We start from the raw sequence: 21,035 nt of genomic DNA on the forward strand, positions 1-21,035 counted from the left end.
CTCCGCCCCTGGACCCCGCTCCTCAAACGCCGGAGGGGCTGACTTTCGGGCTCCGTCCTCGGACGGTGGAGGGGCTGCCTTTGCGGGTTCCGTTCTCGGAGGCTGGAGGGCTGGCGTTTCGGGCTCCGTTCTCGGACGCTGCGGGGCTGCTTTTGCGGGTTCCGTTCTCGGAGGCTGGGGGGCTGGCGTTTCGGGCTCCGTTCTCGGACGCTGCGGGGCTGACTTTGGGGGTCTGTCCTCGGACGCTGCGGGGCTGACTTTCGGGCTGGTTTTCCAGCCCGTCCGGCGTTTGAGGACGAGGCCGGAGGGCGGAGCGGGGGGCTGGGGCGGCCGCCCCCAGGGACGGAAGTGCAGGTAGCGGCCCCTTCACAGCACGCGGGGCGGCACGGCCAAGCTTCCGCAGGTACAGTGCGGAGATCAGCAGAACCCATCAGCGTGAGGCCCCGCACGTGTTGACGCAGACCACCTCACGGGTGCTCGAACCGAGTGACCTGGACGCCGCGCTCGCCGTACTGGACCGCGAGCCGGTCGCGAACGCCTTCGTGACCTCGCGTGTCCAGGTGGCAGGACTCGACCCCTGGCGCCTCGGCGGCGAGATGTGGGGCTGGTACGAGGACGGCATGCTCACGTCCCTCTGCTACGCCGGCGCCAACCTGGTCCCGATCTGCGCCACCCCGCGCGCGGTCCGCGCCTTCGCCGACCGGGCCCGCCGGGCCGGCCGCCGCTGCTCCTCGATCGTCGGCCCCGCCGAGGCCACCGCCCAGCTGTGGCGCCTCCTGGAACCGCACTGGGGCCCCGCCCGCGAGGTCCGCGGCCACCAGCCCCTGATGGTCACCGACCACATGCCCGCCGACATCGCCCCGGATCCGTACGTCCGCCGCATCCGCAAGGACGAGATGGAGACGATCATGCCGGCGTGCGTGGCGATGTTCACGGAAGAGGTGGGCGTCTCCCCGATGGCCGGCGACGGCGGCCTCCTCTACCAGGCGAGGGTCGCCGAACTCGTCGGCTCCGGCCGCTCGTTCGCCCGGATAGGCGACGACGGCAAGGTCGTCTTCAAGGCGGAGATCGGCGCGGCCACGGCCGAGGCCTGCCAGATCCAGGGCGTGTGGGTCGCCCCCGAGTACCGGGGCATGGGCCTGGCGGCCCCCGGCATGGCAGCGGTCCTGCGTTACGCCCTGGCCGACGTCGCCCCCGTGGTGAGCCTCTACGTCAACGACTTCAACACGGCGGCCAGGCGCACGTATCTGCGGGTGGGTTTCCAAGAGGTCGGCGCGTTCATGAGCGTGCTGTTCTGAGGGAATGCGCTCCAAGGGGCGCTGGGGGCACCCCCGGCCGAAGGCTGGGGGAGGAACTGCGCGACCAGCCACGACGCGCCCGCACCCGGACGGCTGCGCTCCGCCCCCTGTACTCTCCCCCCATGGACCTCGTGATCGGCCCCCTGGACCTCCCCTCACACGTCGACGAGGCCCTCGCAGTCCAGGCCGTCGCATTCGGCCTCGGCCCCGACGAGGTGGCGGTCCGCCGCCAGATCGTCCTCCGCCACATGCAGTACCCGGGGGCGAGGGCCCTCGGTGCCACGGCCGAAGGCCGCCTCGTGGGGTTCGTCTACGGCATGCCGAACTCCCGCACCCACTGGTGGTCCACCGTGGTGGAGCCCTACCTCCGCGCCCAGGGCAACGCCGACTGGCTCGACGACTCCTTCGTGATCACCGAGCTGCACGTGCACCCCCGCCATCAGAACCGCGGCATCGGGCGCCGCCTGATCACGCTCATCACCGACGGCGCCGCCGAGCCCCGCTCGATCCTCTCCGCGATCGACACCGACAGCCCGGCCCGCGGCCTCTACCACTCCCTCGGCTACGTCGACCTCGCCCGCCAGGTGCATTTCCCCAGCGCCCCGAAGCCGTACGCCGTGATGGGCGCGCCCCTGCCGCTCCGCCGCAAGTAGCGCGCAGTAGCCCGTCGTCGTTAACCGATTTCCACCGGCACAGCGTGCCCGGCTAACCTCCTAGCCATCACCCTTTTCCGGCAGGAGTACGAGAACCATGGCGAACGCACCGGTCCAACGCATGTCCCAGTTGATGGCGAAGACGCTGCGTGACGACCCGGCGGACGCCGAGGTCCTCAGCCACAAGCTCCTTGTCCGCGCGGGCTACGTCCGCCGCACCGCTGCCGGCATCTGGTCCTGGCTGCCGCTCGGCCTGAAGGTGCTGTCGAACATCGAGCGGATCGTCCGCGAGGAGATGGACGCGATCGGTGCCCAGGAGGTGCTGCTGCCGGCCCTCCTGCCCCGGGAGCCGTACGAGGCGACCGGCCGCTGGAACGAGTACGGCCAGGAGCTGTTCCGCCTCCAGGACCGCAAGGGCGGCGACTACCTCCTCGGCCCGACCCACGAGGAGATCTTCACCCTGCTGGTGAAGGACCAGGCGTCCTCCTACAAGGACCTGCCGGTCATCCTCTACCAGATCCAGAACAAGTACCGGGACGAGGCCCGCCCGCGGGCCGGCATCCTGCGCGGCCGCGAGTTCCTGATGAAGGACTCCTACTCCTTCGACCTGGACGAGGAGGGCCTCGCCACGTCGTACGCCCTGCACCGCGCGGCGTACCGGCGGATCTTCGAGCGCCTCGGCCTCGACTACCGCATCGTCGCCGCCACCGCCGGCGCCATGGGCGGCTCGAAGTCGGAGGAGTTCCTGGCCCCGGCCGAGGCCGGCGAGGACACCTTCGCCGACTGCCCGAACTGCGACTTCGCGGCCAACACCGAGGCGATCTCGTACACGCTGAAGCCGGTCGACGCCTCCGGCGTGCCCGCTCTCGAGGAGATCCCGACCCCGGACACCCCGACCATCGAGACCCTCGCCGCCCACCTCGGCGTCCCGGCTTCCGCCACCCTGAAGAACCTGCTGGTGAAGGTGGACGGCGAGATCGTGGCCGTCGGCGTGCCGGGCGACCGCGAGGTCGACCTGGGCAAGGTCGAGGAGCACTTCGCCCCGGCCGCCGTCGAGCTGGTCACCGAGTCCGACTTCGCCGGCCGTCCCGACCTGGTGCGCGGCTACGTCGGCCCGCAGGGCCTCGGTGAGAAGGTCAAGTACATCGCCGACCCGCGGGTGGCCCCGGGCACCGCCTGGATCACCGGTGCCAACAAGGCCGGCATGCACGCCAAGAACGTCGTGGCTGACCGTGACTTCACCGTCGACGAGTACGTGGACGTCGTGGTCGTGCTGGAGGGCGACCCCTGCCCGAAGTGCGGCACCGGCCTCAAGCTGGACCGCGCCATCGAGATCGGTCACATCTTCCAGCTCGGCCAGAAGTACACCAACGCCCTCAAGCTGGACGTCCTCGGCCAGAACGGCAAGCCGGTCCGCGTGACCATGGGCTCCTACGGCATCGGTGTCTCCCGCGCCGTCGCCGCCCTCGCCGAGCAGACCGCCGACGACAAGGGCCTGGTCTGGTCGCGTGAGGTGGCCCCGGCCGACGTGCACGTCGTGGCGGCCGGCAAGGCCCTGCAGACCGAACTCGCCCTGGACGTCTCGGAGAAGCTCCGGGCGGCCGGGCTGCGCGTCCTGGTAGACGACCGGGCCGGGGTCTCCCCGGGCGTGAAGTTCACCGACGCCGAACTCATCGGCGTACCGCAGATCCTGGTCGCGGGCCGCCGCTCCGGCGAGGGCGTCCTGGAGCTCAAGGACCGCAGGACGGGCGAGCGCGAGGAGCTCACGGTGGACGAGGCGATCGCCCGCCTGACCGCCAGCTGAGCCCCAACTCCCGCCGTGGCGGCCCCCGGTGACACGCCGGGGGCCGCCACGGCTTTTCAGGAAGGTCTCAGACAGTTCTTCCGCCTCGTATGGGAGCCGCACAGACTTCTCTCAGGCCGATACCCGAACGTGATGCGTGACAGAGAGTCACGCAGGAGGGGATCGGTCATGACCGAGAGAGTGCACGGCGAGAAGTCCGGGGAAAGGGGCGCGGCCGCGGCGGTGCGCCGGGGGACCCGGCGTACGGCGGCCCTGGCGGCGGCGGTCACGCTGGCCGCGGCGGCCGGGCTGTTCGCCCTGGTCGGCACGATGCAGTCGGACGCCGCCGCGACCGCGAGCAGCGGCAGCGGCACCGGTACGGCGTCGAGTTCCAGCGACTCCGGAAGCAGCTCCGACTCGACGTCGGACACTGGCGGTTCCTCGTCCTCGAAGTCGACCGGCTCCTCCGGCTCGTCCTCCTCGGACCTCCGGGCATCCTCCGACGGGCTCGGCTCCGGGAGCGGATCGAGTTCCTCCGACGCCACCTCGGGGGCGTCGTGACCACCGCCCGCGCCCCGCGCCCGACGGCAGCCGCCGAGTGGCGTGCCCTCGGCACCACCGTCCGCATGGTCGTCACCGACCCGGCCCTGCTGGACTCCTGCAACCTGCTGCTCGCCCGGCAGCTGGCCGAGGTCGACGCGGCCTGCAGCAGGTTCCGCGCCGACTCCGAACTCGCCGCCCTCGACACCACCCACGGCCGCCCGGTCCGGGTCAGCCCACTGCTCGCCGAGGCTCTCGCCGTCGCCCTGCGCGCGGCCGAGGCGACGGACGGCACGGTGGATCCGACCGTCGGCTCGGCGATGGACGCGATCGGCTACGACCGCGACTTCACCCTGGTCCGCGAGGACGACCGCCCGGTCTCCCTGCGGGTGCGCCGCGCCCCGGGCTGGCGGAGGGTCACCCTGGACCGCGCGACCGGCACGGTCACCGTCCCCGAGGGCGTCCGCCTCGACCTGGGCGCGACGGCCAAGGCCTGGGCCGCCGACCGGGCCGCGCGGACGCTGGCCGAAACGGCAGACTGCGGAGTCCTGGTGAGCCTCGGCGGGGACACCGCCGTCGCCGGTGAGCCCCCGGCGGGCGGCTGGCGGGTCCGCGTCCAGGACATCACCGGACCGGTGGACGAAACGCCCGCGCAGGGGTCGTACGACACCGTGTGCCTGCGTTCCGGCGGTCTCGCCACCTCCGGCACCCGCGCCCGCCGCTGGCAGCGCGGCGGCTACGACCTGCACCACATCGTCGACCCGCGCACCGGACTGCCGGTGCGCTCCCCGTGGCGCACGGTCTCGGTGGCCGCCGCCGACTGCGCCGACGCCAACGCGGCGACCACGGCGGCGCTGGTCAAGGGCGCGGGCGCGGCACGCTGGCTGACCCGCCTCGGCCTGCCCGCCCGCCTGGTCGCGCACGACGGCACCGTCGTCACCACGCCCGGCTGGCCCGCCCCGCTCCCGGTCCGGGAGGCGGCGGCGTGACCTCCGAGACCCTCTGGTACGCCAACCGCGCCACCGGCGCCGTCGGCCTGGTCCTCTTCACGGTGGTCGTCTTCCTCGGCATCGCGGTCCGTCTCCGCGTCCGCCTCCCGGGCCTGCCGCGCTTCGGCACGATGAGCCTGCACCGCATGCTCTCCCTCTCCGCCACCGCCTTCCTGGCCCTGCACGTCACCGTGGCGGTCGTCGACGGCTACGTGCACATCACGGCCCTGGACGCCCTCGTCCCCTTCGTCTCCGGCTACCAGCCGCTCTGGACCGGCCTCGGCACCGTCGCCCTGGACCTGCTGCTCGCGGTCCTGGTCACCAGCCTCCTCAGGGACCGCCTCGGCCACCGCGCCTGGCGGGCCGTGCACCGGCTGGCCTACGCCTCCTGGCCGGTCGCGCTCGTCCACGGCGTCGGCATCGGCACGGACGCCGGCACCGACTGGATGACCTGGCTGACCGTCAGCTGCGTGGCGACGGTGGTCACCGCCTTCGCCCTGCGCACCGCCCAGGCCGTCCGCGCCGCCCGCCAGACCCCCGCCGTACTGCTGCACACCGAAGGGGCCCACCGATGACCGCGCTCTGCACCGACGTCCACATGCCCCCGCGCCTGCTGGCCCCCGGCGGGACCCCGGCCGACCGCACCACGCACGAACAGCGCTACGGCCCCCTCGCGTACGGCGATCCGGCCGCGCTCCTGCGCGCCCTGGCCGAATCCGGACTCACCGGACGCGGCGGGGCCGGATTCCCGGCCTACCGCAAGTTCGTCGCGGTCACCGACGCGGCCCGCCGCACCGGACGCGCTCCGGTGGTCGTCGCGAACGGCGCGGAGAGCGAGCCCGCCAGCCACAAGGACAAGGCCCTGCTCCGGCTGTCGCCCCACCTGGTCCTGGACGGGCTGCAGTTGGCCGCCGAGGCGGTGGGTGCGGCGGCGGCGTACCTCGCCGTCGAGGACGGTGCCTCCTCCCTGGAGTCGGCCCTCGCCCAGCGCCACGACCCGGTGCGCGTGCAGGTCGTACGCCTGCCCGCCGGCTTCCTCTCCGGCCAGGCCTCGGCCCTCGTCCGGTACCTCTCCGGCGGCCCCGCCCGCCCCGCCCATCCGGTCCCGCCGGTCCGCGAACGAGGGGTGCGCCGCGCCCCCACCCTGGTCCAGAACGTCGAGACGCTGGCCAACCTGGCCCTCGTCGCCCGCTACGGCGCCGACTGGTTCCGCTCGGCCGGCACCCCCGCGGAACCGGGCAGCGCCCTCTGCACCCTGCACGTGCCGGGCCGCGAAGTCCGGGTCGTGGAAGCCCCGTTCGGCATGCCCGTCGGCCGTCTCCTGCGCCTGGAGGGCATGTCGGCGGCCCTGATCGGCGGCTATCACGGCACCTGGATCCCGGCTGCCGAGGCCGCCCAAGTCCCGCTCTCCTCGGCCTACTTGGGTGCGGGCGTGCTGGCCGCCCTGCCCGCCGGCCGGTGCGGTCCGGCCGAGACCGCCCGCGTCCTGCGCCACCTGGCCCTGGAGTCGGCCGGCCAGTGCGGCCCCTGCCGCAACGGCCTCCCGCGGATGGCCGCCGCCTTCCAGACCCTGGCCACCCCCGGCCCCCAGGGCACCGCCCGCACGGACCTATCCCGCTGGGCGGGCCTGGTGGCGGGGCGGGGCGCCTGCCACCACCCCGACGGCACGGTCCGCCTGGTCCGCAGCGCCCTCACCACCTTCGCCGCCGAACTCGACGCCCACGCCCACGGCCACTGCACCGCGACCGACCACCTCCCGCTGCTGCCCGTACCGGCGGAAAGGATCTGACATGGACCAGCACCTCACCATCGACCGGACCTCCTGCCAGGCCCACGGCCTGTGCGCGGAGCTCCTCCCGGAACACATCACCCTGGACGAATGGGGCTACCCACTGGTGGACGGCCGCCCCATCCCACCCCGCACCCGCAAACGAGCCCGTCGAGCAGCCGCTGACTGCCCGGTCCTCGCCCTGAGACTGAGGGAGGGCTGAGCGCCCCCTCAGGGACGCGGGGAACTGCGCGACCAGCCCTCACCGGACCCGCACCCGAAAACGTCAGACCCACCCGGCGAATTCAAGCAACAGCTCCGCATCCTTCGGCCGCCCCACGCGAAGCGCCCGCACGCCCGACTCCACCGCCCGGAACAGCGTCCACCCCCGCAACCGCTCCTGGTCGACCTCCAGGGACTCCGCGAGCCGCTTGATCCGCCGCCGGGTGATGGACGCCCCGGACGGCGAGGCGATCAGATCCTCCACCCGGTCCCGCACCAGCCGCGCCAGGTCGAACGCGCACTCCCCGACCACCGGATCCGGCCCCACCGCCAGCCACGGCATCCGCTCCCCGGCCAGCACCTTGCTCTGCCGGAACGTGCCGTGCAGCAGGCGCTGTTCGGGCGGCGCGATCAGCAACTCCTCCCGGGCCGCGAGCGCCGCCGCCACCAACGGTGCCACCTCGGCGTCACCGGCCGCCGCGGTCATCGCCGCGGCCTGCCGCCCCGTCCGCTCGGCCACGGTCTCGAAGACGTGATCCTGCGGCGGCGGCACCCAGAGCCGCCGGAGTGTCCCCGCCGCCTCCAGCAGCGCCTTCGCCTCGGGGAGGGACCGCACCGACATCTCGGGATGCAGCCGCTCAAGCAGCAGCACTCCCGCCTGCCCTTCGGCCTCCAGCACCTGCACCGCACCGAGCCCGCCCCAGTGCGCCAGTGCCGCCGCCTCGCTCTGGGGCCTGGCCCGCCGCGGCGCAAGCTTCAGCACGGCAGGGCTGCCGTCCGCCCGCCGCACCAGCAGCACCACACTGCTGCGGCCGCCCGGCACCTGCACCCGCTCCACGGTCAACTCGCGTTGCGCGACGGCCTGTTCCACCGCACCGGGTAGCTTCTCCAGCCACTCGTCACCGTCCGGCGCCGTCTCACCGAGCGCCCTCACCAGGCGCCTCGGCGGTTCGAAAGCCATACGCGAGTCGTTCCTTTCCTGTTCCAGGTCTCTAGGGGGTTGCCGAGGCCGACAGCGAGGGCGCGGCCGACCCGCCGGCCGCCGTTCCGGAACCCGCGCCGGAACCCGCCCGTTCGGCGAGCCCAGGGAAGGCTACGCTCTCCCCGCGCCAGCGCACGGCCCGCACCGCGGCCTCCCGCAGCGCCGCCGCCGCCGAACCGCGCCGCTCCCCGGAAGCGGCCCGGACCAGGTCGGAGTACACGTCGGCCACCCGCTCCTCCAGCTCGGCCGCGAGCCGCACGGCCGTGGCGGCGTCCGTGACGGCGAACGGCAGCGCGTACGCGGCGCTCGCGGCGACGGGCGCACCACCGAGGTCCTGCACCTCGCGGACCAGGGCGTCCCGGCCGGCCCGGTGCGCGTCGTACGCCGAGCGTGCCTCGGCCAGCCGCTGCCCGCCGATCCGGCCGCCGACGACGCCGTAGCCGTAGACCGCCGCGTGTTCGGCCGCCAGTGCCGCCTGGAGGGCCTTGAGGACGCCCGCCTCCGTCTCGTCGCTCACCGGTCACCCTTCGTCAGCAGGTACGCGTGGCCGGCCCCGGCCGCCGCCACCCCGGCCAGCAGCCGGGCCAGCTCGCCCGGCACGTCCAGCAGTGCCTTGGCCCGCTGGTCGGCGAGGCTCCGTTCGGCGGCGGCCAGCGAGGCGAGCGCGGACTTCTCGTCGGCGGGCACGGTCGGCGAGGCCGACGGGGAAGCCGTGTGCGACGGGGAAGCCGTGCGCGAGGGGGAGCCCGTCGCCGTGGGGGACGCCATGCCCTCCTCGAACGCCGCCGCGTGCGCCGCCACTTCCGCCCGCAACGGCCGCAAGCGCTCCGCGAGCGCGGGATGAACGGCGAGGACGGCGTCGTACTGCCGCAGCAGCCCCCGGCTGTCCCGCGCCGCACGCGCGCGTGCCCGCGCGGACACCGACGTACTCCCACCGCTCCCGGCGGAGTCCGAACCGGAGGAGCAGCCCGTCAGCACGGCAGCCGAGGCCACCGAGACGATCAGGCTCCTTCTGCGCAACAGCGGGGGGAACGACACGGCAGACGTCCTCAAGGGGGCTCGTACGAACACACGGCCGGACATGCACCCGACCGTGATCACGTTACCCGTGCGCCCCTCGAACTCATGTCACCGGCTCGACAGCCAACTCAAGGGGCGCGGGGCGGTATCAACTGCGCCTCCGCCGCGTGGGCGTCACCGGCAGCACAGACAACCCGCACTCGCCCGAAAGGCGCAGCCCCTGCCCCCATGGGCCCCCGCCCCACCACCGCGCGCACCCGGACGCAACACCCTTCGCGACCCGATACCCTTTGACCAGACACGCGACCCATCCCACAACAGCACACGCGGCCGAGGAGTCACCCGGATGAGCACCACCCAGAGCGAGAGGCTGCGAGAGCTCCTGGAACCGCTCGTCACCTCCCAGGGACTGGATCTCGAAGAGATCGCCGTGGACTCCGTCGGACGCAAGCGCGTGCTGCGCGTCGTCGTCGACTCCGACACCGGGGCTGACCTGGACCAGATCGCCGATGTGAGCCGTGAGCTCTCGGCGAAGCTCGACGAGACGGACGCGATGGGCGAGGGGGAGTACACCCTGGAGGTCGGCACCCCCGGCGCGGAGCGCCAGCTCACGGAGCACCGGCACTACCTGCGCGCCGTGGACCGCCTGGTCAGGTTCCAGCTGGCCGAGGGCGGGGAACTGGTCGCCAGAATCCTGGACGTCGACGACGAGGGCCTCGAACTGGAGGTGCCCGGCGTCAAGGGCCGCAAGGCCACCGCCCGCAGACTCGCGTTCGGCGAGATCGGCAAGGCGCGTGTGCAGGTCGAGTTCAACCGCAAGGACAAGAAGGACATGACGGAAGAGGAGGAGGCGTAGCCGTGGACATCGACATGAGCGCCCTGCGGGGCTTGGTTCGGGAGAAGGAGATCTCCTTCGACCTGCTGGTCGAGGCGATCGAGTCGGCCCTCCTCATCGCCTACCACCGCACCGAGGGAAGCCGCCGCCACGCGCGCGTGGTGCTCGACCGGAACACCGGGCACGTGACCGTGTGGGCGAAGGAGGACCCCGAGGACCTGGAGGAGGGGCAGGAGGCGCGCGAGTTCGACGACACCCCGTCGGACTTCGGGCGGATCGCCGCCACCACCGCCAAGCAGGTGATCCTGCAGCGGCTGCGCGACGCCGAGGACGACGCCACGCTCGGCGAGTACGCCGGCCGCGAGGGCGACATCGTCACGGGCGTGGTCCAGCAGGGCCGCGACCCGAAGAACGTGCTCGTCGACATCGGCAAGCTGGAGGCCATCCTGCCGGTGCAGGAGCAGGTCCCCGGCGAGACCTACCCGCACGGGATGCGGCTGCGGTCGTACGTCGTGCGGGTGGCGAAGGGCGTCCGCGGCCCCTCCGTCACGCTCTCCCGCACCCACCCGAACCTCGTGAAGAAGCTCTTCGCCCTCGAGGTGCCGGAGATCGCCGACGGGTCCGTCGAGATCGCCGCCATCGCCCGCGAGGCCGGTCACCGCACGAAGATCGCGGTCCGTTCCACCCGTTCGGGCCTGAACGCCAAGGGCGCCTGCATCGGCCCCATGGGCGGCCGGGTCCGCAACGTCATGGGCGAGCTCAACGGCGAGAAGATCGACATCGTCGACTGGTCGGACGACCCGGCCGAGATGGTGGCGAACGCACTGTCCCCGGCCCGCGTCTCCAAGGTCGAGGTGGTGGACCTGGCCTCCCGGTCCGCCCGGGTGACCGTGCCGGACTACCAGCTGTCGCTGGCGATCGGCAAGGAGGGGCAGAACGCCCGGCTCGCCGCCCGGCTCACCGGCTGGCGCATCGACATCCGCCCGGACACCGAACAGGCGCCCGAGTAGATCACCCGGCGGGCTCCCGGCCGGGAGCCCGCCGAGGTTCACCCGGACGAGGGGAATAGTTCCAAGCCGCAGGTGGCTTGGATTACGACAACGGGCGTTCGATCTTTGCCCCGAAGGGGTGAGGTCGGTTCGGGGAGGTAGACTTAGCAGTGTCTGGCCGGACGCATGCCCGCGCATGCCCTGAGCGCACCTGTGTGGGGTGCAGGCAGCGAGCGGCCAAGACCGAACTGCTGCGGATCGTGGCGGTCGAGGACGAATGCGTCCCCGATCCTCGCGGTACGCTGCCCGGCCGGGGTGCATATGTACACCCCGTCCAGGTCTGTCTGGACCAGGCGGTGCGCCGCCGGGCACTCCCGCGGGCGTTGCGCGCCCCGGGTCCGCTGGACGTAAAGGCGTTGCGCCGGTACGTCGAGCAGTAACACCGTAAGAAGCGTCGTTCGGAACGTCCGTGCGGCTCTGGTACCCCGCGAGTTGGAAGTAGGTCGAGATTGCGATGAGCACTCGATGAGCACGCGATGAGTACGCCCATGAAGTAGCGACGGTCCGGACGCACCCGGACCTAAAAGGAGCGAAGTGGCTAAGGTCCGGGTATACGAACTCGCCAAGGAGTTCGGGGTTGAGAGCAAGGTCGTCATGGCCAAGCTCCAGGAACTCGGTGAATTCGTCCGTTCGGCGTCCTCGACGATCGAGGCGCCCGTTGTACGCAAGCTGACCGATGCGTTCCAGGGCGGTGGCAACGGCAAGTCCGCCGGCAAGCCCGCCCCGCGCAAGGCGGCCCCCAGGCCCGCGGCGCCCTCTCCGGCGCAGGCGGCACGTCCGGCTGCCCCGAAGCCCGGCGCCCCGCGTCCGGCTGCCCCGCAGCCGCAGGCGCAGGCCCCGTCGGCCCCCGAGGCCCCGCAGGCGCCCGCGACCCCGGCTCCGGCCCCGGTCACCCCCGCGCCGGCCGCCTCCGGCCCGCGTCCCGTCCCGGGTCCCAAGCCCGCGCCGCGTCCGGCTCCGGCCGCGCCCGAGTTCACCGCCCCGCCGGCGCCTCCGGCCGCCGCGGCGCAGAGCCCGGCCGCCGCACAGGGCCAGCGTCCGCAGGGCGGCGGTCCCCGTCCGGGCCAGGGTGCCCCGCGTCCCGGTGGCCGTCCGGCCCCCGGCCAGCGCGACGCCCGTCCCGGCCAGGGCGCGCCGCGCCCCGGTGGCCAGGCCCCGCGTCCGGGCGGTGCCCGTCCGGCCGGTCCGCGCCCCGGTAACAACCCCTTCACGTCCGGTGGCTCCACCGGCATGGCCCGCCCGCAGGCCCCGCGCCCGCAGGGCGGTCCGCGTCCGGGTGGCCCCGGTGCCCCCGGCGCGGGTCCCCGTCCGCAGGCGCCCGGCGCCCAGGGCGGCGGTCCGCGTCCCCAGGCCCCCGGCGGTTCCCGCCCGAGCCCGTCCGGCATGCCCCGTCCGCAGGGCGGTCCGCGTCCCGGCGGCGGCTCCGCGGGCCCGCGTCCGAACCCCGGCATGATGCCGCAGCGTCCCGCTGCCGGCCCGCGTCCCGGCCCCGGTGGCGGCGGTCGCGGTCCCGGCGGTGCGGGTCGTCCCGGCGGCGCCGGTCGTCCCGGTGGCGGCGGCGGCTTCGCCGGTCGTCCCGGTGGCGGCGGTGGCGCCCGTCCGGGCGGCGGCGGCGGCTTCGCCGGCCGTCCCGGCGGTGCTCCCGGCGGCGGTGGCGGCGGCTTCGGCGGCGGTCCCGGCGGCGGTGGCGGCGGTCGTCCCGGCTTCGGCGGGCGTCCCGGCGGCCCCGGCGGCCGTGGTGGCACGCAGGGCGCCTTCGGCCGTCCCGGCGGTCCGGCGCGTCGCGGTCGCAAGTCGAAGCGGCAGCGTCGCCAGGAGTACGAGGCCATGCAGGCCCCGAGCGTCGGCGGCGTGATGCTGCCGCGCGGCAACGGCGAGACCATCCGTCTCTCCCGCGGCGCGTCGCTCACCGACTTCGCGGAGAAGATCAACGCCAACCCGGCGTCCCTCGTCGCGGTCATGATGAACCTCGGCGAGATGGTCACGGCCACGCAGTCCGTCTCCGACGAGACCCTGCAGCTCCTCGCCGGCGAGATGAACTACGAGGTTCAGATCGTCAGCCCGGAGGAGGAGGACCGCGAGCTGCTCGAGTCCTTCGACATCGAGTTCGGCGAGGACGAGGGCGACGAGGAGGACCTGGTGGTCCGCCCGCCGGTCGTCACCGTCATGGGTCACGTCGACCACGGCAAGACCCGGCTGCTCGACGCCATCCGCAAGACGAACGTCATCGCGGGCGAGGCCGGCGGCATCACCCAGCACATCGGTGCCTACCAGGTCTCCACCGAGGTCAACGAAGAAGAGCGCAAGATCACCTTCATCGACACCCCGGGTCACGAGGCGTTCACCGCCATGCGTGCCCGTGGTGCGAAGTCGACCGACATCGCGATCCTGGTCGTCGCGGCCAACGACGGCGTCATGCCGCAGACGGTCGAGGCGCTCAACCACGCCAAGGCGGCCGACGTCCCGATCGTCGTCGCGGTCAACAAGATCGACGTCGAGGGCGCCGACCCGACCAAGGTGCGCGGTCAGCTGACCGAGTACGGCCTGGTGGCCGAGGAGTACGGCGGCGACACCATGTTCGTCGACATCTCCGCCAAGCAGGGTCTGCACATCGACGACCTGCTGGAAGCGGTCGTCCTGACCGCGGACGCCTCGCTCGACCTGCGGGCCAACCCGCACCAGGACGCGCAGGGCATCTCGATCGAGTCCCGCCTCGACCGCGGCCGCGGTGCCGTGGCGACGGTTCTCGTCCAGCGAGGCACGCTGCGGGTCGGCGACACGATGGTCGTGGGCGACGCCTACGGTCGCGTCCGCGCCATGCTCGACGACAACGGCAACAACGTCGCCGAGGCCGGCCCCTCCACGCCGGTCCAGGTCCTGGGTCTGACCAACGTCCCGGGCGCCGGTGACAACTTCCTCGTGGTCGAGGAGGACCGTACGGCCCGCCAGATCGCCGAGAAGCGTGCCGCCCGCGAGCGCAACGCGGCCTTCGCGAAGCGCACGCGCCGCGTCTCCCTGGAGGACCTGGACAAGGTGCTCAAGGCCGGCGAGGTCCAGCAGCTCAACCTCATCATCAAGGGTGACGCTTCTGGTTCCGTCGAGGCCCTGGAGTCCTCCCTGCTCCAGCTGGACGTCGGCGAAGAGGTCGACATCCGCGTCCTGCACCGCGGCGTCGGTGCGGTCACGGAGTCCGACATCGACCTGGCGATGGGCTCCGACGCCATCGTGATCGGCTTCAACGTCCGCGCGGCAGGCCGCGCGGCGCAGATGGCCGAGCGCGAGGGCGTGGACGTCCGGTACTACTCGGTCATCTACCAGGCGATCGAGGAGATCGAGGCGGCCCTCAAGGGCATGCTCAAGCCGGAGTTCGAGGAGGTCGAGCTCGGTACGGCGGAGATCCGCGAGGTCTTCAAGTCGTCCAAGCTGGGCAACATCGCCGGTGTCCTCATCCGGTCCGGCGAGGTGCGCCGCAACACCAAGGCCCGCCTCATCCGCGACGGCAAGGTGGTCGCGGAGAACCTCAACATCGAGGGCCTGCGCCGCTTCAAGGACGACGTCACCGAGATCCGCGAAGGGTTCGAGGGCGGTATCAACCTCGGCAACTTCAACGACATCAAGATCGACGACGTCATCGCGACGTACGAGATGCGCGAGAAGCCGCGGGTGTAACGCCCAGGGCTGGGGCCGGCCGACGGGACTTCGGTACCGTCGGCCGGCACGTTTCCCGCCGGGAGACGCCCGCCACGGGGCTCCGCCCCGGACCCCGGCCTCGCCCACCCACCACCCGACTCGGTGAGCCGAAAAGATGCCCCCTCAGGCGGCGCCTGCCCCACGCCCCGGAGCGGTGCCCTCCTGCCCGACCGAGTCGGTGGACGGGGGCTGTGCCCTTCTGCCCGTCCGAGTCGGTGGGCTGGGGTGGTGCTGCTCTGGTCGACTGAGTCGACGGTCCGGGGCGGTGCCTTTCTGGCTGACCGAGTCGGGTGGTGGGTGGGCGAGGTCCGGGGGCCGGGGCGGAGCCCCGTGGCGGCGGCTCTCAGGCCGACCGAGTCGGGTGGGTGGGCGGGAAACTCCCGGAGTCCGCGGGGCAGCGCCGCCTGACGGCTGGGGAAAGTCGGTCGAGCCCCCGGCAGGGACGGGGTACCGTTCCTGACAGGGCCATCGATCCCGTACCGGCGGGTTAACCGGATACATACATGTACGTGGGGACCCTGTCCTTCGACCTCCTCCTCGGCGACATCCACTCGCTCAAGGAGAAGCGCTCCGTCGTCCGCCCGATCGTCGCCGAACTCCAGCGGAAGTACGCCGTGAGCGCCGCCGAGGTGGACCACCTGGACCTTCATCGCAGGGCCGGCATCGGCCTTGCCATGGTCTCCGGCGACGCCGCGCACCTGACCGACGTACTCGACCGGTGCGAACGGCTGGTCGCCGGCCGCCCCGAGGTGGAGCTGCTGTCCGTGCGACGGCGCTTCCACGGCGACGACGACTAGACCTGAGACCTGAGAACGACAAGAAGAAAGAACGGGAGACGGACCAGTGGCCGACAACGCGCGGGCTAAGAGGCTGGCGGACCTCATCCGAGAGGTGGTGGCCCAGAAGCTGCAGCGCGGGATCAAGGACCCGCGGCTCGGCACCCACGTCACCATCACGGACACCCGGGTCACGGGTGACCTCAGGGAGGCGACCGTCTTCTACACGGTGTACGGCGACGAGGAGGAGCGGAAGGCCGCAGCCGCCGGTCTGGAGAGCGCCAAGGGCATCCTCCGGTCCGAGGTCGGCCGCGCCGCCGGCGTGAAGTTCACGCCGACCCTCGCCTTCGTGGCGGACGCCCTCCCGGACACCGCCCGTAACATCGAGGACCTCCTCGACCGGGCGCGCCAGTCCGACGCGAAGGTCCGCGAGGCTTCCGCGGGCGCCGCCTACGCAGGTGAGGCCGACCCGTACAGGAAGCCGGGCGAGGACGACGCCGACGAGACGGACGACGCCACCGAATGACCAGCAAGCCCACCCCGCCCGACGGCCTTGTCATCGTCGACAAGCCGTCGGGCTTCACCTCGCACGACGTCGTCGCCAAGATGCGGGGCATCGCCCGCACCCGGCGCGTCGGGCACGCAGGCACCCTCGACCCCATGGCCACGGGTGTCCTCGTCCTCGGTGTCGAGCGGGCCACCAAGCTCCTCGGGCACCTCGCGCTCACCGAGAAGGAGTACCTGGGGACGATCCGCCTCGGGCAGAACACGGTCACGGACGACGCCGAGGGCGAGATCACCTCGTCCACCGACGCCTCCGAGGTCACCCGCGAGGCCGTCGACACCGGTATCGCCAAGCTGACCGGCGCCATCATGCAGGTCCCGTCCAAGGTCAGCGCCATCAAGATCGACGGCGTTCGGTCGTACAAGCGCGCCCGGGACGGCGAGGACTTCGACATCCCCGCCCGCCCGGTGACCGTGTCGTCGTTCGCGGTGTACGACGTCCGGGACGCCGTGGCCGAGGACGGCACCCCCGTCCTCGACCTGGTCGTCTCCGTCGTCTGCTCCTCCGGCACCTACATCCGCGCCCTCGCCCGCGACCTGGGCGCCGACCTGGGCGTCGGCGGCCACCTCACCGCGCTGCGCCGGACCCGCGTCGGACCGTACAAGCTGGACTCCGCGCGCACTCTCGACCAGCTCCAGCAGGAGCTGACCGTGATGCCGATCGCGGAGGCCGCGGGCGCCGCGTTCCGCCGCTGGGACGTCGACGAGCGTCGGGCCCGCCTGCTCACCAACGGCGTGCGCCTGGAGATGCCCGACGAGTACGCGGGCACCGGCCCCGTCGCCGTGTTCGGCCCCGAGGGCCGCTTCCTGGCACTCGTAGAGGAGCAGAAGGGCAAGGCGAAGAGCCTCGCCGTCTTCACCTGAGCCCTCCGGCTTCTGCCCGTGGAGCGGCGACCACGGGGTCTGGCGCCGCCGCCGCTCCACGGTCCCCCCTCGGTTCCCCCACCCCTAGGGTGTATCCACCCGCCCCGGGCTATTCACCCGACCGAGCAGGCGCTCGGAGTGAACCGGGGGAGCGGAGGGGGGCGCGTTCACCGCCCGCTCTGTCCCGCTGATCATTTCGCGCCTACGGTCGAAGACAGCCCGGGACAAGGGCACGGGTGTACGGGCGGGGAGGTTCGATCATGGCGGGACGGGGCCCGCGGACCGGGAGCGGTCGCCGGACGGCGGAGGCTGCGCGGGAGGCGGTGCAGGAGACGGCGCCGGGGCTGGACGAGCGGCTGGTCCGGATCCGGGACCTCGCCGGGCGCCCGCGCGGCACCGGCTTCCTGGCCGATCACCACGGGACGCTCATCACCAGCCACGAGGCCGTCGACGGCCTGGCCCGGATCGTGCTGCACGCCGCCGGGGACCGCACCTGCGTGGTCGGCTCGGACGCCGTCGTCCCACTGCCCGCCCACGACCTGGCCCTGGTCCGCACCGAGGGCCTCGCCGTGGAGCCACTCCCGATCACCGTACGGGAGCGCATCCCGGCCGGCGCCTACGTGCGCATCGCCGCCGACCGCTGGCGCGAGGCCCGGGTGCTGTCCGCGACCCAGGTGACGTACACCGCCACCGACTGCTTCCACCTCCTCGAGGACGCCCTGGAGCTGGCGATCGGCACAGCGGGCCGGGACGCCCTGCGGCTGGGCGGCGGCGCGGCCGGCGGCCCGGTCCTGGACGCGGAGACCGGCGCGGTCCTGGCCGTCCTCGGCACCGCCCTCCAGTCCGGCCCGCGCGACGTGGGCTTCGCCGTCCCCCTCCACCACCCCGGCAGCGGCCCCCTCGCCGACCTCCTGGCCACCAACGCCGCCACGGTCCCGGCCTACGGCATCGACCTCAACCTGGCCGGCGTACTGGAACTGACCGCCACCTCCGTGGGTCAGGACGGCCCCCCGGGCGCCCTGGCCGGCTACGTGGGCCGCACACCTCCCCACACGGGAGCGCCCCGCCCTGGAACGCCCCGCACTGAAGCGCCCCGAAGGGGCGCGGGGAACTGCGCGACCAGCCCCCACGCACCCGCAGCCGCCCCACCACCTTTCATGGCACTCACCGGCGAACTCACCGACCCCGTGCAACCGGTCGAACGCTCGGTCACCTCAGCGGAACTGTCGGCCTTCGCCGAAGGCACCGGCACCCGCACCGGCACCGGCACCGGAAAGACAACCGGCACCGTCCTTGCCCTCGTCGGCGCCCCCGGAACGGGCCGCACCACAGAACTCGCCGCCCTCGCCGCCCGCCGCACTCGTGGGGCGACCCCCGCCCCCACCCTCTGGCTCCGCGGCGCCGACCTCAAGGACGCCGACGACTCCGTCGCCTCCGCGGCCCGCCGCTCCCTGGAGCGCGCGATCCGGATCGTCGCCGCCTCCCGCTCCCAACTCCCCGGCGATCTCGGCGAGTTGACCGTGGAGCGGCTGGCCAGGCTCGCCGCCCGCGCCGGCCGCCCGCTGCTCCTCCTGCTGGACGGCCCCGAGGAGATGCCCCCGGTCCTCGCCCACCGGCTCCCCGCCTGGACCGAGGGCACCGCCGACTGGCTGCGCGACACCGGCGCCCGCCTGCTGCTGGCCTGCCGCGAGGAGTACTGGGAGCGGGCCGGCACCGAGTTCCCGGCCGACCTGCTGTACCAGGGCACCGGCGACCCCGCCTGCGTCCGGCTGACCGACCTCACCGCCGACGAGGCCCGCCGCGCCCGCTCCCGCTACGGCATCCCCGACGGCGCCCTCATCGACCGCGACGCCCGCCACCCCCTCACCCTGCGCCTGCTCTCCGAGGTCCGGGCCGCCCTCCCGGACGCCCCGGCCGACGACGACCCGATCGACCGGTACGACGTCTTCGCCGCCTACCTCGACCTGATGTGCCTGCGCATCGCGGTCCGCCTGGCCGCCGAGAACGGCCTGCGCGGCACGGCCGTACGCCGGCTCGCCGCCCGGGTCTCCGGGCAGGTGCACGAGGCAGCCCGGCGCAGCCTCGGACCCGGGCAGGGCGAGCTGGACCGGGAGTCGTTCGAAGCGGTGTTCCCCTGGGGACCCGTCCCGGCCCACCTCGGCGGCGGCTCCGGCTGGGCCTCCGCCGTGCTCACCGAAGGCCTGCTGGTGCCCGCGGGCGGCGGGTACCGCTTCGCCCACGAAGAGCTCGCCGACTGGATCCAGGGCATGCACCTGGACCTGGACGAGGCCCTGCACGCCCTCGTCCACCGCCCCCGCAGCCCCCTGGGTGCCCATCCGCTGCCCGTCCCGCACCACAGGGCCGGCCCGGTCGTCCAGGCCCTGCTGCTGCTCGACCGCGAGTACGGGCCCGCCCGACTCGCGCCGCGGCTCGACGAGTTGGCGTACGCCCTCGACCTGGACCCCGGCTCCTGGTGGGCCGCGCGCCTGCTCGCCCAGACCCTGCTGCGGCTGCCCGACGCGACCCCGTACACCGGGGTGCTGCGGCTGCTCGCCGACCGGGTCGTGGGCCGGCAGCGCACCGCACCCCCGGAGTTCGGCCCGGACTTCTGGACCGAGCTCGCCCTCCCGGACACCGACCGCCTCGATCTGCTGCGCAGGCTCGTCCTCGCCGACGAACCGCTGCCGGAGACCGCCGGCATCAGCCGCTTCGGAGCCCGGCCGACCCGGCCGCCCACCCCTCCGCCCGCCCCTGCGCCCGCCCGCCCGTCGACGGAGGAGCCGGACGGCGCCGCCCCCCGCTACCTGGACGCCGTGGCCCGGCTGCTGGCCGCCGACCCCGTCGCCGTACAGCCGTGTCTCACCCGGTGGTTCGACGACGAACGGCCGCTGCCCGCGATGCCGCACGCCACCGTGGCGACGGCGGCCCAGGCGCTGCTGCACACCCACCGGCACCGGGCCCTGGACGAGCTGACCGAGGTGCTGGTGGACGCGGCGCACCGGCGCGGCGACGAACTGCTCGCCGTACTGGCCGAGGACGAACCGTCGGCGGTGTGCCGGGCCGTGGACCGCTGGGCGCACGACGAGCGCCCCGCCCGCCGGGTGGCCGCCGTGGCCCACGGCCTGCGCGCCGCCCCGCACGTGCACAGCGGACCCGACCGCGAACTCCTCCGCTACGCCGCCCTCGCCCTGCTCGCCCGCCCCGCCGACTGCACCCTGCACGGCGGTGCCCTCGCCCTGCTGGTCCGCGATCCGGCGACCCGCGCCCGCCACCTCCCGCAGGCGCTGCGGCACTTCGCCGACGGCGACCACCAGCTGACCCCCGCCGCCCTGCTCCCCGCCCTCGCCACCCACTCGGACGAGGTCCTGGAGGCCTTTCGCGCCCGGCTGCGCGGACCGGACGCGGGCCAGGTACTGCGCACCGTCGCCCACGTCACGTCGCCCGCCCTCGCCCAGCGGGTCACCGAGCTGGTCCTGGAGGTCGCCGAGCAGCGGCCGGAGCTGGCCGGGCAGGTGGCCGGGTTCGTCGAGCGCCGCCTGGACCAGGGCCCCGAGTCCCGTACCGTCCTGCTGCCGCTGGTCACCGAGCTGCTCGACGACGGCCCCGAGCCGGTCCGGGCGGCCCTCGCGACCGTACTCGGCGCCACCGGCACCCCCGCCTCACGACCGCTGCGCCAGGAACTCCTGGAGTTCCTGCTGGACCGGGAGCGCGACCCGGGCGTCCTGGACGCGCTGCTGCACGCGGCCGCCGCACAACGCGAGGACGACGGCGACGGGATGCGCGAGCTGGTCAGGCGCACCGGGCTGCTGCTGGTCCGCACCCCGGACGGGGCGACCCGGTTCGACCGCGGGCTGGTCGACCTCGGCCGGCACGTCCCCGGCTTCGCGGCCCTGATGGCCCGCTGGCTCACCGACACCCCGCAGGACTGGGCGGGGGTGGTCGGGCCCAGCACCCGCCGCATGCTGGGAAACCTGGCGGGCGTCCGGGTCCCGGCGTGAGCGC

The 21,035-nt window shown here is 73.7% G+C and carries 19 protein-coding genes; 16 read left to right on the forward strand and 3 right to left on the reverse strand.

Annotation, left to right across the window (positions count from 1 at the left end; genetic code table 11):
- Nucleotides 1–449 precede the first annotated feature (449 nt).
- From ACFY0K_RS39390 to ACFY0K_RS39425, 8 genes are all read left to right on the forward strand, one after another.
- Nucleotides 450–1,298, forward strand: a complete 849-nt coding sequence (locus tag ACFY0K_RS39390; protein ID WP_390643887.1) for a GNAT family N-acetyltransferase — start codon at nt 450–452, stop codon at nt 1,296–1,298.
- A gap of 122 nt (nt 1,299–1,420) precedes the next feature.
- Entirely contained in the window at nt 1,421–1,951 is a 531-nt protein-coding gene (locus ACFY0K_RS39395) for a GNAT family N-acetyltransferase (protein WP_382718120.1), read from the forward strand.
- A 97-nt stretch (nt 1,952–2,048) separates the two neighbouring features.
- Entirely contained in the window at nt 2,049–3,755 is a 1,707-nt protein-coding gene (locus tag ACFY0K_RS39400; protein WP_390643888.1) for a proline--tRNA ligase, read from the forward strand.
- A gap of 168 nt (nt 3,756–3,923) precedes the next feature.
- A complete protein-coding gene (locus ACFY0K_RS39405) occupies nt 3,924–4,295 on the forward strand; it encodes a hypothetical protein (protein ID WP_390643889.1) in 372 nt (123 codons plus the stop codon).
- The gene (locus tag ACFY0K_RS39410; protein WP_390643890.1) at nt 4,292–5,263 is read left to right on the forward strand and encodes an FAD:protein FMN transferase; all 972 of its coding nucleotides are present in this window, start codon (nt 4,292–4,294) and stop codon (nt 5,261–5,263) included. The genes ACFY0K_RS39405 and ACFY0K_RS39410 overlap by 4 nt, the downstream gene beginning before the upstream one ends.
- Entirely contained in the window at nt 5,260–5,838 is a 579-nt protein-coding gene (locus tag ACFY0K_RS39415) for a ferric reductase-like transmembrane domain-containing protein (RefSeq protein ID WP_390643891.1), read from the forward strand. The genes ACFY0K_RS39410 and ACFY0K_RS39415 overlap by 4 nt, the downstream gene beginning before the upstream one ends.
- The gene (locus ACFY0K_RS39420) at nt 5,835–7,052 is read left to right on the forward strand and encodes an NADH-ubiquinone oxidoreductase-F iron-sulfur binding region domain-containing protein (protein WP_390643892.1); all 1,218 of its coding nucleotides are present in this window, start codon (nt 5,835–5,837) and stop codon (nt 7,050–7,052) included. The genes ACFY0K_RS39415 and ACFY0K_RS39420 overlap by 4 nt, the downstream gene beginning before the upstream one ends.
- 1 nt (nt 7,053) lies before the next feature.
- Complete coding sequence (locus ACFY0K_RS39425) at nt 7,054–7,254, forward strand: ferredoxin (RefSeq protein WP_390643893.1); 201 nt, start codon at nt 7,054–7,056, stop codon at nt 7,252–7,254.
- 63 nt (nt 7,255–7,317) lie between these two features.
- On the opposite strand, the gene ACFY0K_RS39430 is transcribed toward ACFY0K_RS39425, so the two are convergent.
- The 3 genes from ACFY0K_RS39430 to ACFY0K_RS39440 are packed head-to-tail and all read right to left on the reverse strand — an operon-like array spanning nt 7,318 to nt 9,273.
- A complete protein-coding gene (locus ACFY0K_RS39430; protein ID WP_390643894.1) occupies nt 7,318–8,214 on the reverse strand; it encodes an aminoglycoside phosphotransferase family protein in 897 nt (298 codons plus the stop codon).
- A gap of 31 nt (nt 8,215–8,245) precedes the next feature.
- Nucleotides 8,246–8,752, reverse strand: coding sequence for a ferritin-like domain-containing protein (locus ACFY0K_RS39435; protein ID WP_390643895.1), 507 nt, complete (start codon nt 8,750–8,752; stop codon nt 8,246–8,248).
- Nucleotides 8,749–9,273 carry a hypothetical protein gene (locus ACFY0K_RS39440; RefSeq protein WP_390643896.1) on the reverse strand — a complete coding sequence of 175 codons (525 nt, stop codon included), beginning with the start codon at nt 9,271–9,273 and terminating at the stop codon, nt 8,749–8,751. Before ACFY0K_RS39440 ends, ACFY0K_RS39435 begins: the two co-directional genes overlap by 4 nt.
- A 328-nt stretch (nt 9,274–9,601) precedes the next feature.
- Here ACFY0K_RS39440 and rimP point away from each other — a divergent pair, with 328 nt between their 5' ends.
- The 8 genes from rimP to ACFY0K_RS39480 all read left to right on the forward strand — a co-directional run bounded on the left by rimP (nt 9,602) and on the right by ACFY0K_RS39480 (nt 21,031).
- Nucleotides 9,602–10,111, forward strand: a complete 510-nt coding sequence (gene rimP, locus ACFY0K_RS39445; RefSeq protein ID WP_390643897.1) for a ribosome maturation factor RimP — start codon at nt 9,602–9,604, stop codon at nt 10,109–10,111.
- A 2-nt stretch (nt 10,112–10,113) separates the two neighbouring features.
- Nucleotides 10,114–11,100 carry a transcription termination factor NusA gene (gene nusA, locus ACFY0K_RS39450; protein WP_351719893.1) on the forward strand — a complete coding sequence of 329 codons (987 nt, stop codon included), beginning with the start codon at nt 10,114–10,116 and terminating at the stop codon, nt 11,098–11,100.
- A 149-nt stretch (nt 11,101–11,249) separates the two neighbouring features.
- Complete coding sequence (locus ACFY0K_RS39455) at nt 11,250–11,519, forward strand: YlxR family protein (protein ID WP_093498774.1); 270 nt, start codon at nt 11,250–11,252, stop codon at nt 11,517–11,519.
- A gap of 154 nt (nt 11,520–11,673) precedes the next feature.
- A complete protein-coding gene (infB, locus tag ACFY0K_RS39460) occupies nt 11,674–14,808 on the forward strand; it encodes a translation initiation factor IF-2 (RefSeq protein WP_390643898.1) in 3,135 nt (1,044 codons plus the stop codon).
- 524 nt (nt 14,809–15,332) lie between these two features.
- On the forward strand, nt 15,333–15,626 hold the full coding sequence (locus ACFY0K_RS39465; protein ID WP_046732584.1) for a DUF503 domain-containing protein: 294 nt from the start codon (nt 15,333–15,335) through the stop codon (nt 15,624–15,626).
- A gap of 46 nt (nt 15,627–15,672) precedes the next feature.
- Complete coding sequence (rbfA, locus tag ACFY0K_RS39470; protein WP_351959585.1) at nt 15,673–16,131, forward strand: 30S ribosome-binding factor RbfA; 459 nt, start codon at nt 15,673–15,675, stop codon at nt 16,129–16,131.
- Nucleotides 16,128–17,033, forward strand: coding sequence for a tRNA pseudouridine(55) synthase TruB (truB, locus tag ACFY0K_RS39475; protein WP_390643899.1), 906 nt, complete (start codon nt 16,128–16,130; stop codon nt 17,031–17,033). Before rbfA ends, truB begins: the two co-directional genes overlap by 4 nt.
- A gap of 260 nt (nt 17,034–17,293) precedes the next feature.
- Nucleotides 17,294–21,031, forward strand: a complete 3,738-nt coding sequence (locus ACFY0K_RS39480) for a trypsin-like peptidase domain-containing protein (protein WP_390643900.1) — start codon at nt 17,294–17,296, stop codon at nt 21,029–21,031.
- Nucleotides 21,032–21,035 lie beyond the last annotated feature (4 nt).

It is taken from the genome of Streptomyces sp. NPDC001507, from assembly GCF_042894765.1.
Taxonomy (GTDB): domain Bacteria; phylum Actinomycetota; class Actinomycetes; order Streptomycetales; family Streptomycetaceae; genus Streptomyces.

Excerpts from the sequence above, each read along its gene's own strand:
- ACFY0K_RS39395 (WP_382718120.1), top strand. The coding sequence starts at position 1,421 with ATGGACCTCGTGATCGGCCCCCTGGACCTCCCCTCACACGTCGACGAG.
- ACFY0K_RS39400 (WP_390643888.1), top strand. The coding sequence starts at position 2,049 with ATGGCGAACGCACCGGTCCAACGCATGTCCCAGTTGATGGCGAAGACG.
- ACFY0K_RS39405 (WP_390643889.1), top strand. The coding sequence starts at position 3,924 with ATGACCGAGAGAGTGCACGGCGAGAAGTCCGGGGAAAGGGGCGCGGCC.
- ACFY0K_RS39420 (WP_390643892.1), top strand. The coding sequence starts at position 5,835 with ATGACCGCGCTCTGCACCGACGTCCACATGCCCCCGCGCCTGCTGGCC.
- ACFY0K_RS39425 (WP_390643893.1), top strand. The coding sequence starts at position 7,054 with ATGGACCAGCACCTCACCATCGACCGGACCTCCTGCCAGGCCCACGGC.
- ACFY0K_RS39430 (WP_390643894.1), bottom strand. The coding sequence starts at position 8,214 with ATGGCTTTCGAACCGCCGAGGCGCCTGGTGAGGGCGCTCGGTGAGACG.
- rimP (WP_390643897.1), top strand. The coding sequence starts at position 9,602 with ATGAGCACCACCCAGAGCGAGAGGCTGCGAGAGCTCCTGGAACCGCTC.
- ACFY0K_RS39465 (WP_046732584.1), top strand. The coding sequence starts at position 15,333 with ATGTACGTGGGGACCCTGTCCTTCGACCTCCTCCTCGGCGACATCCAC.
- truB (WP_390643899.1), top strand. The coding sequence starts at position 16,128 with ATGACCAGCAAGCCCACCCCGCCCGACGGCCTTGTCATCGTCGACAAG.
- ACFY0K_RS39480 (WP_390643900.1), top strand. The coding sequence starts at position 17,294 with ATGGCGGGACGGGGCCCGCGGACCGGGAGCGGTCGCCGGACGGCGGAG.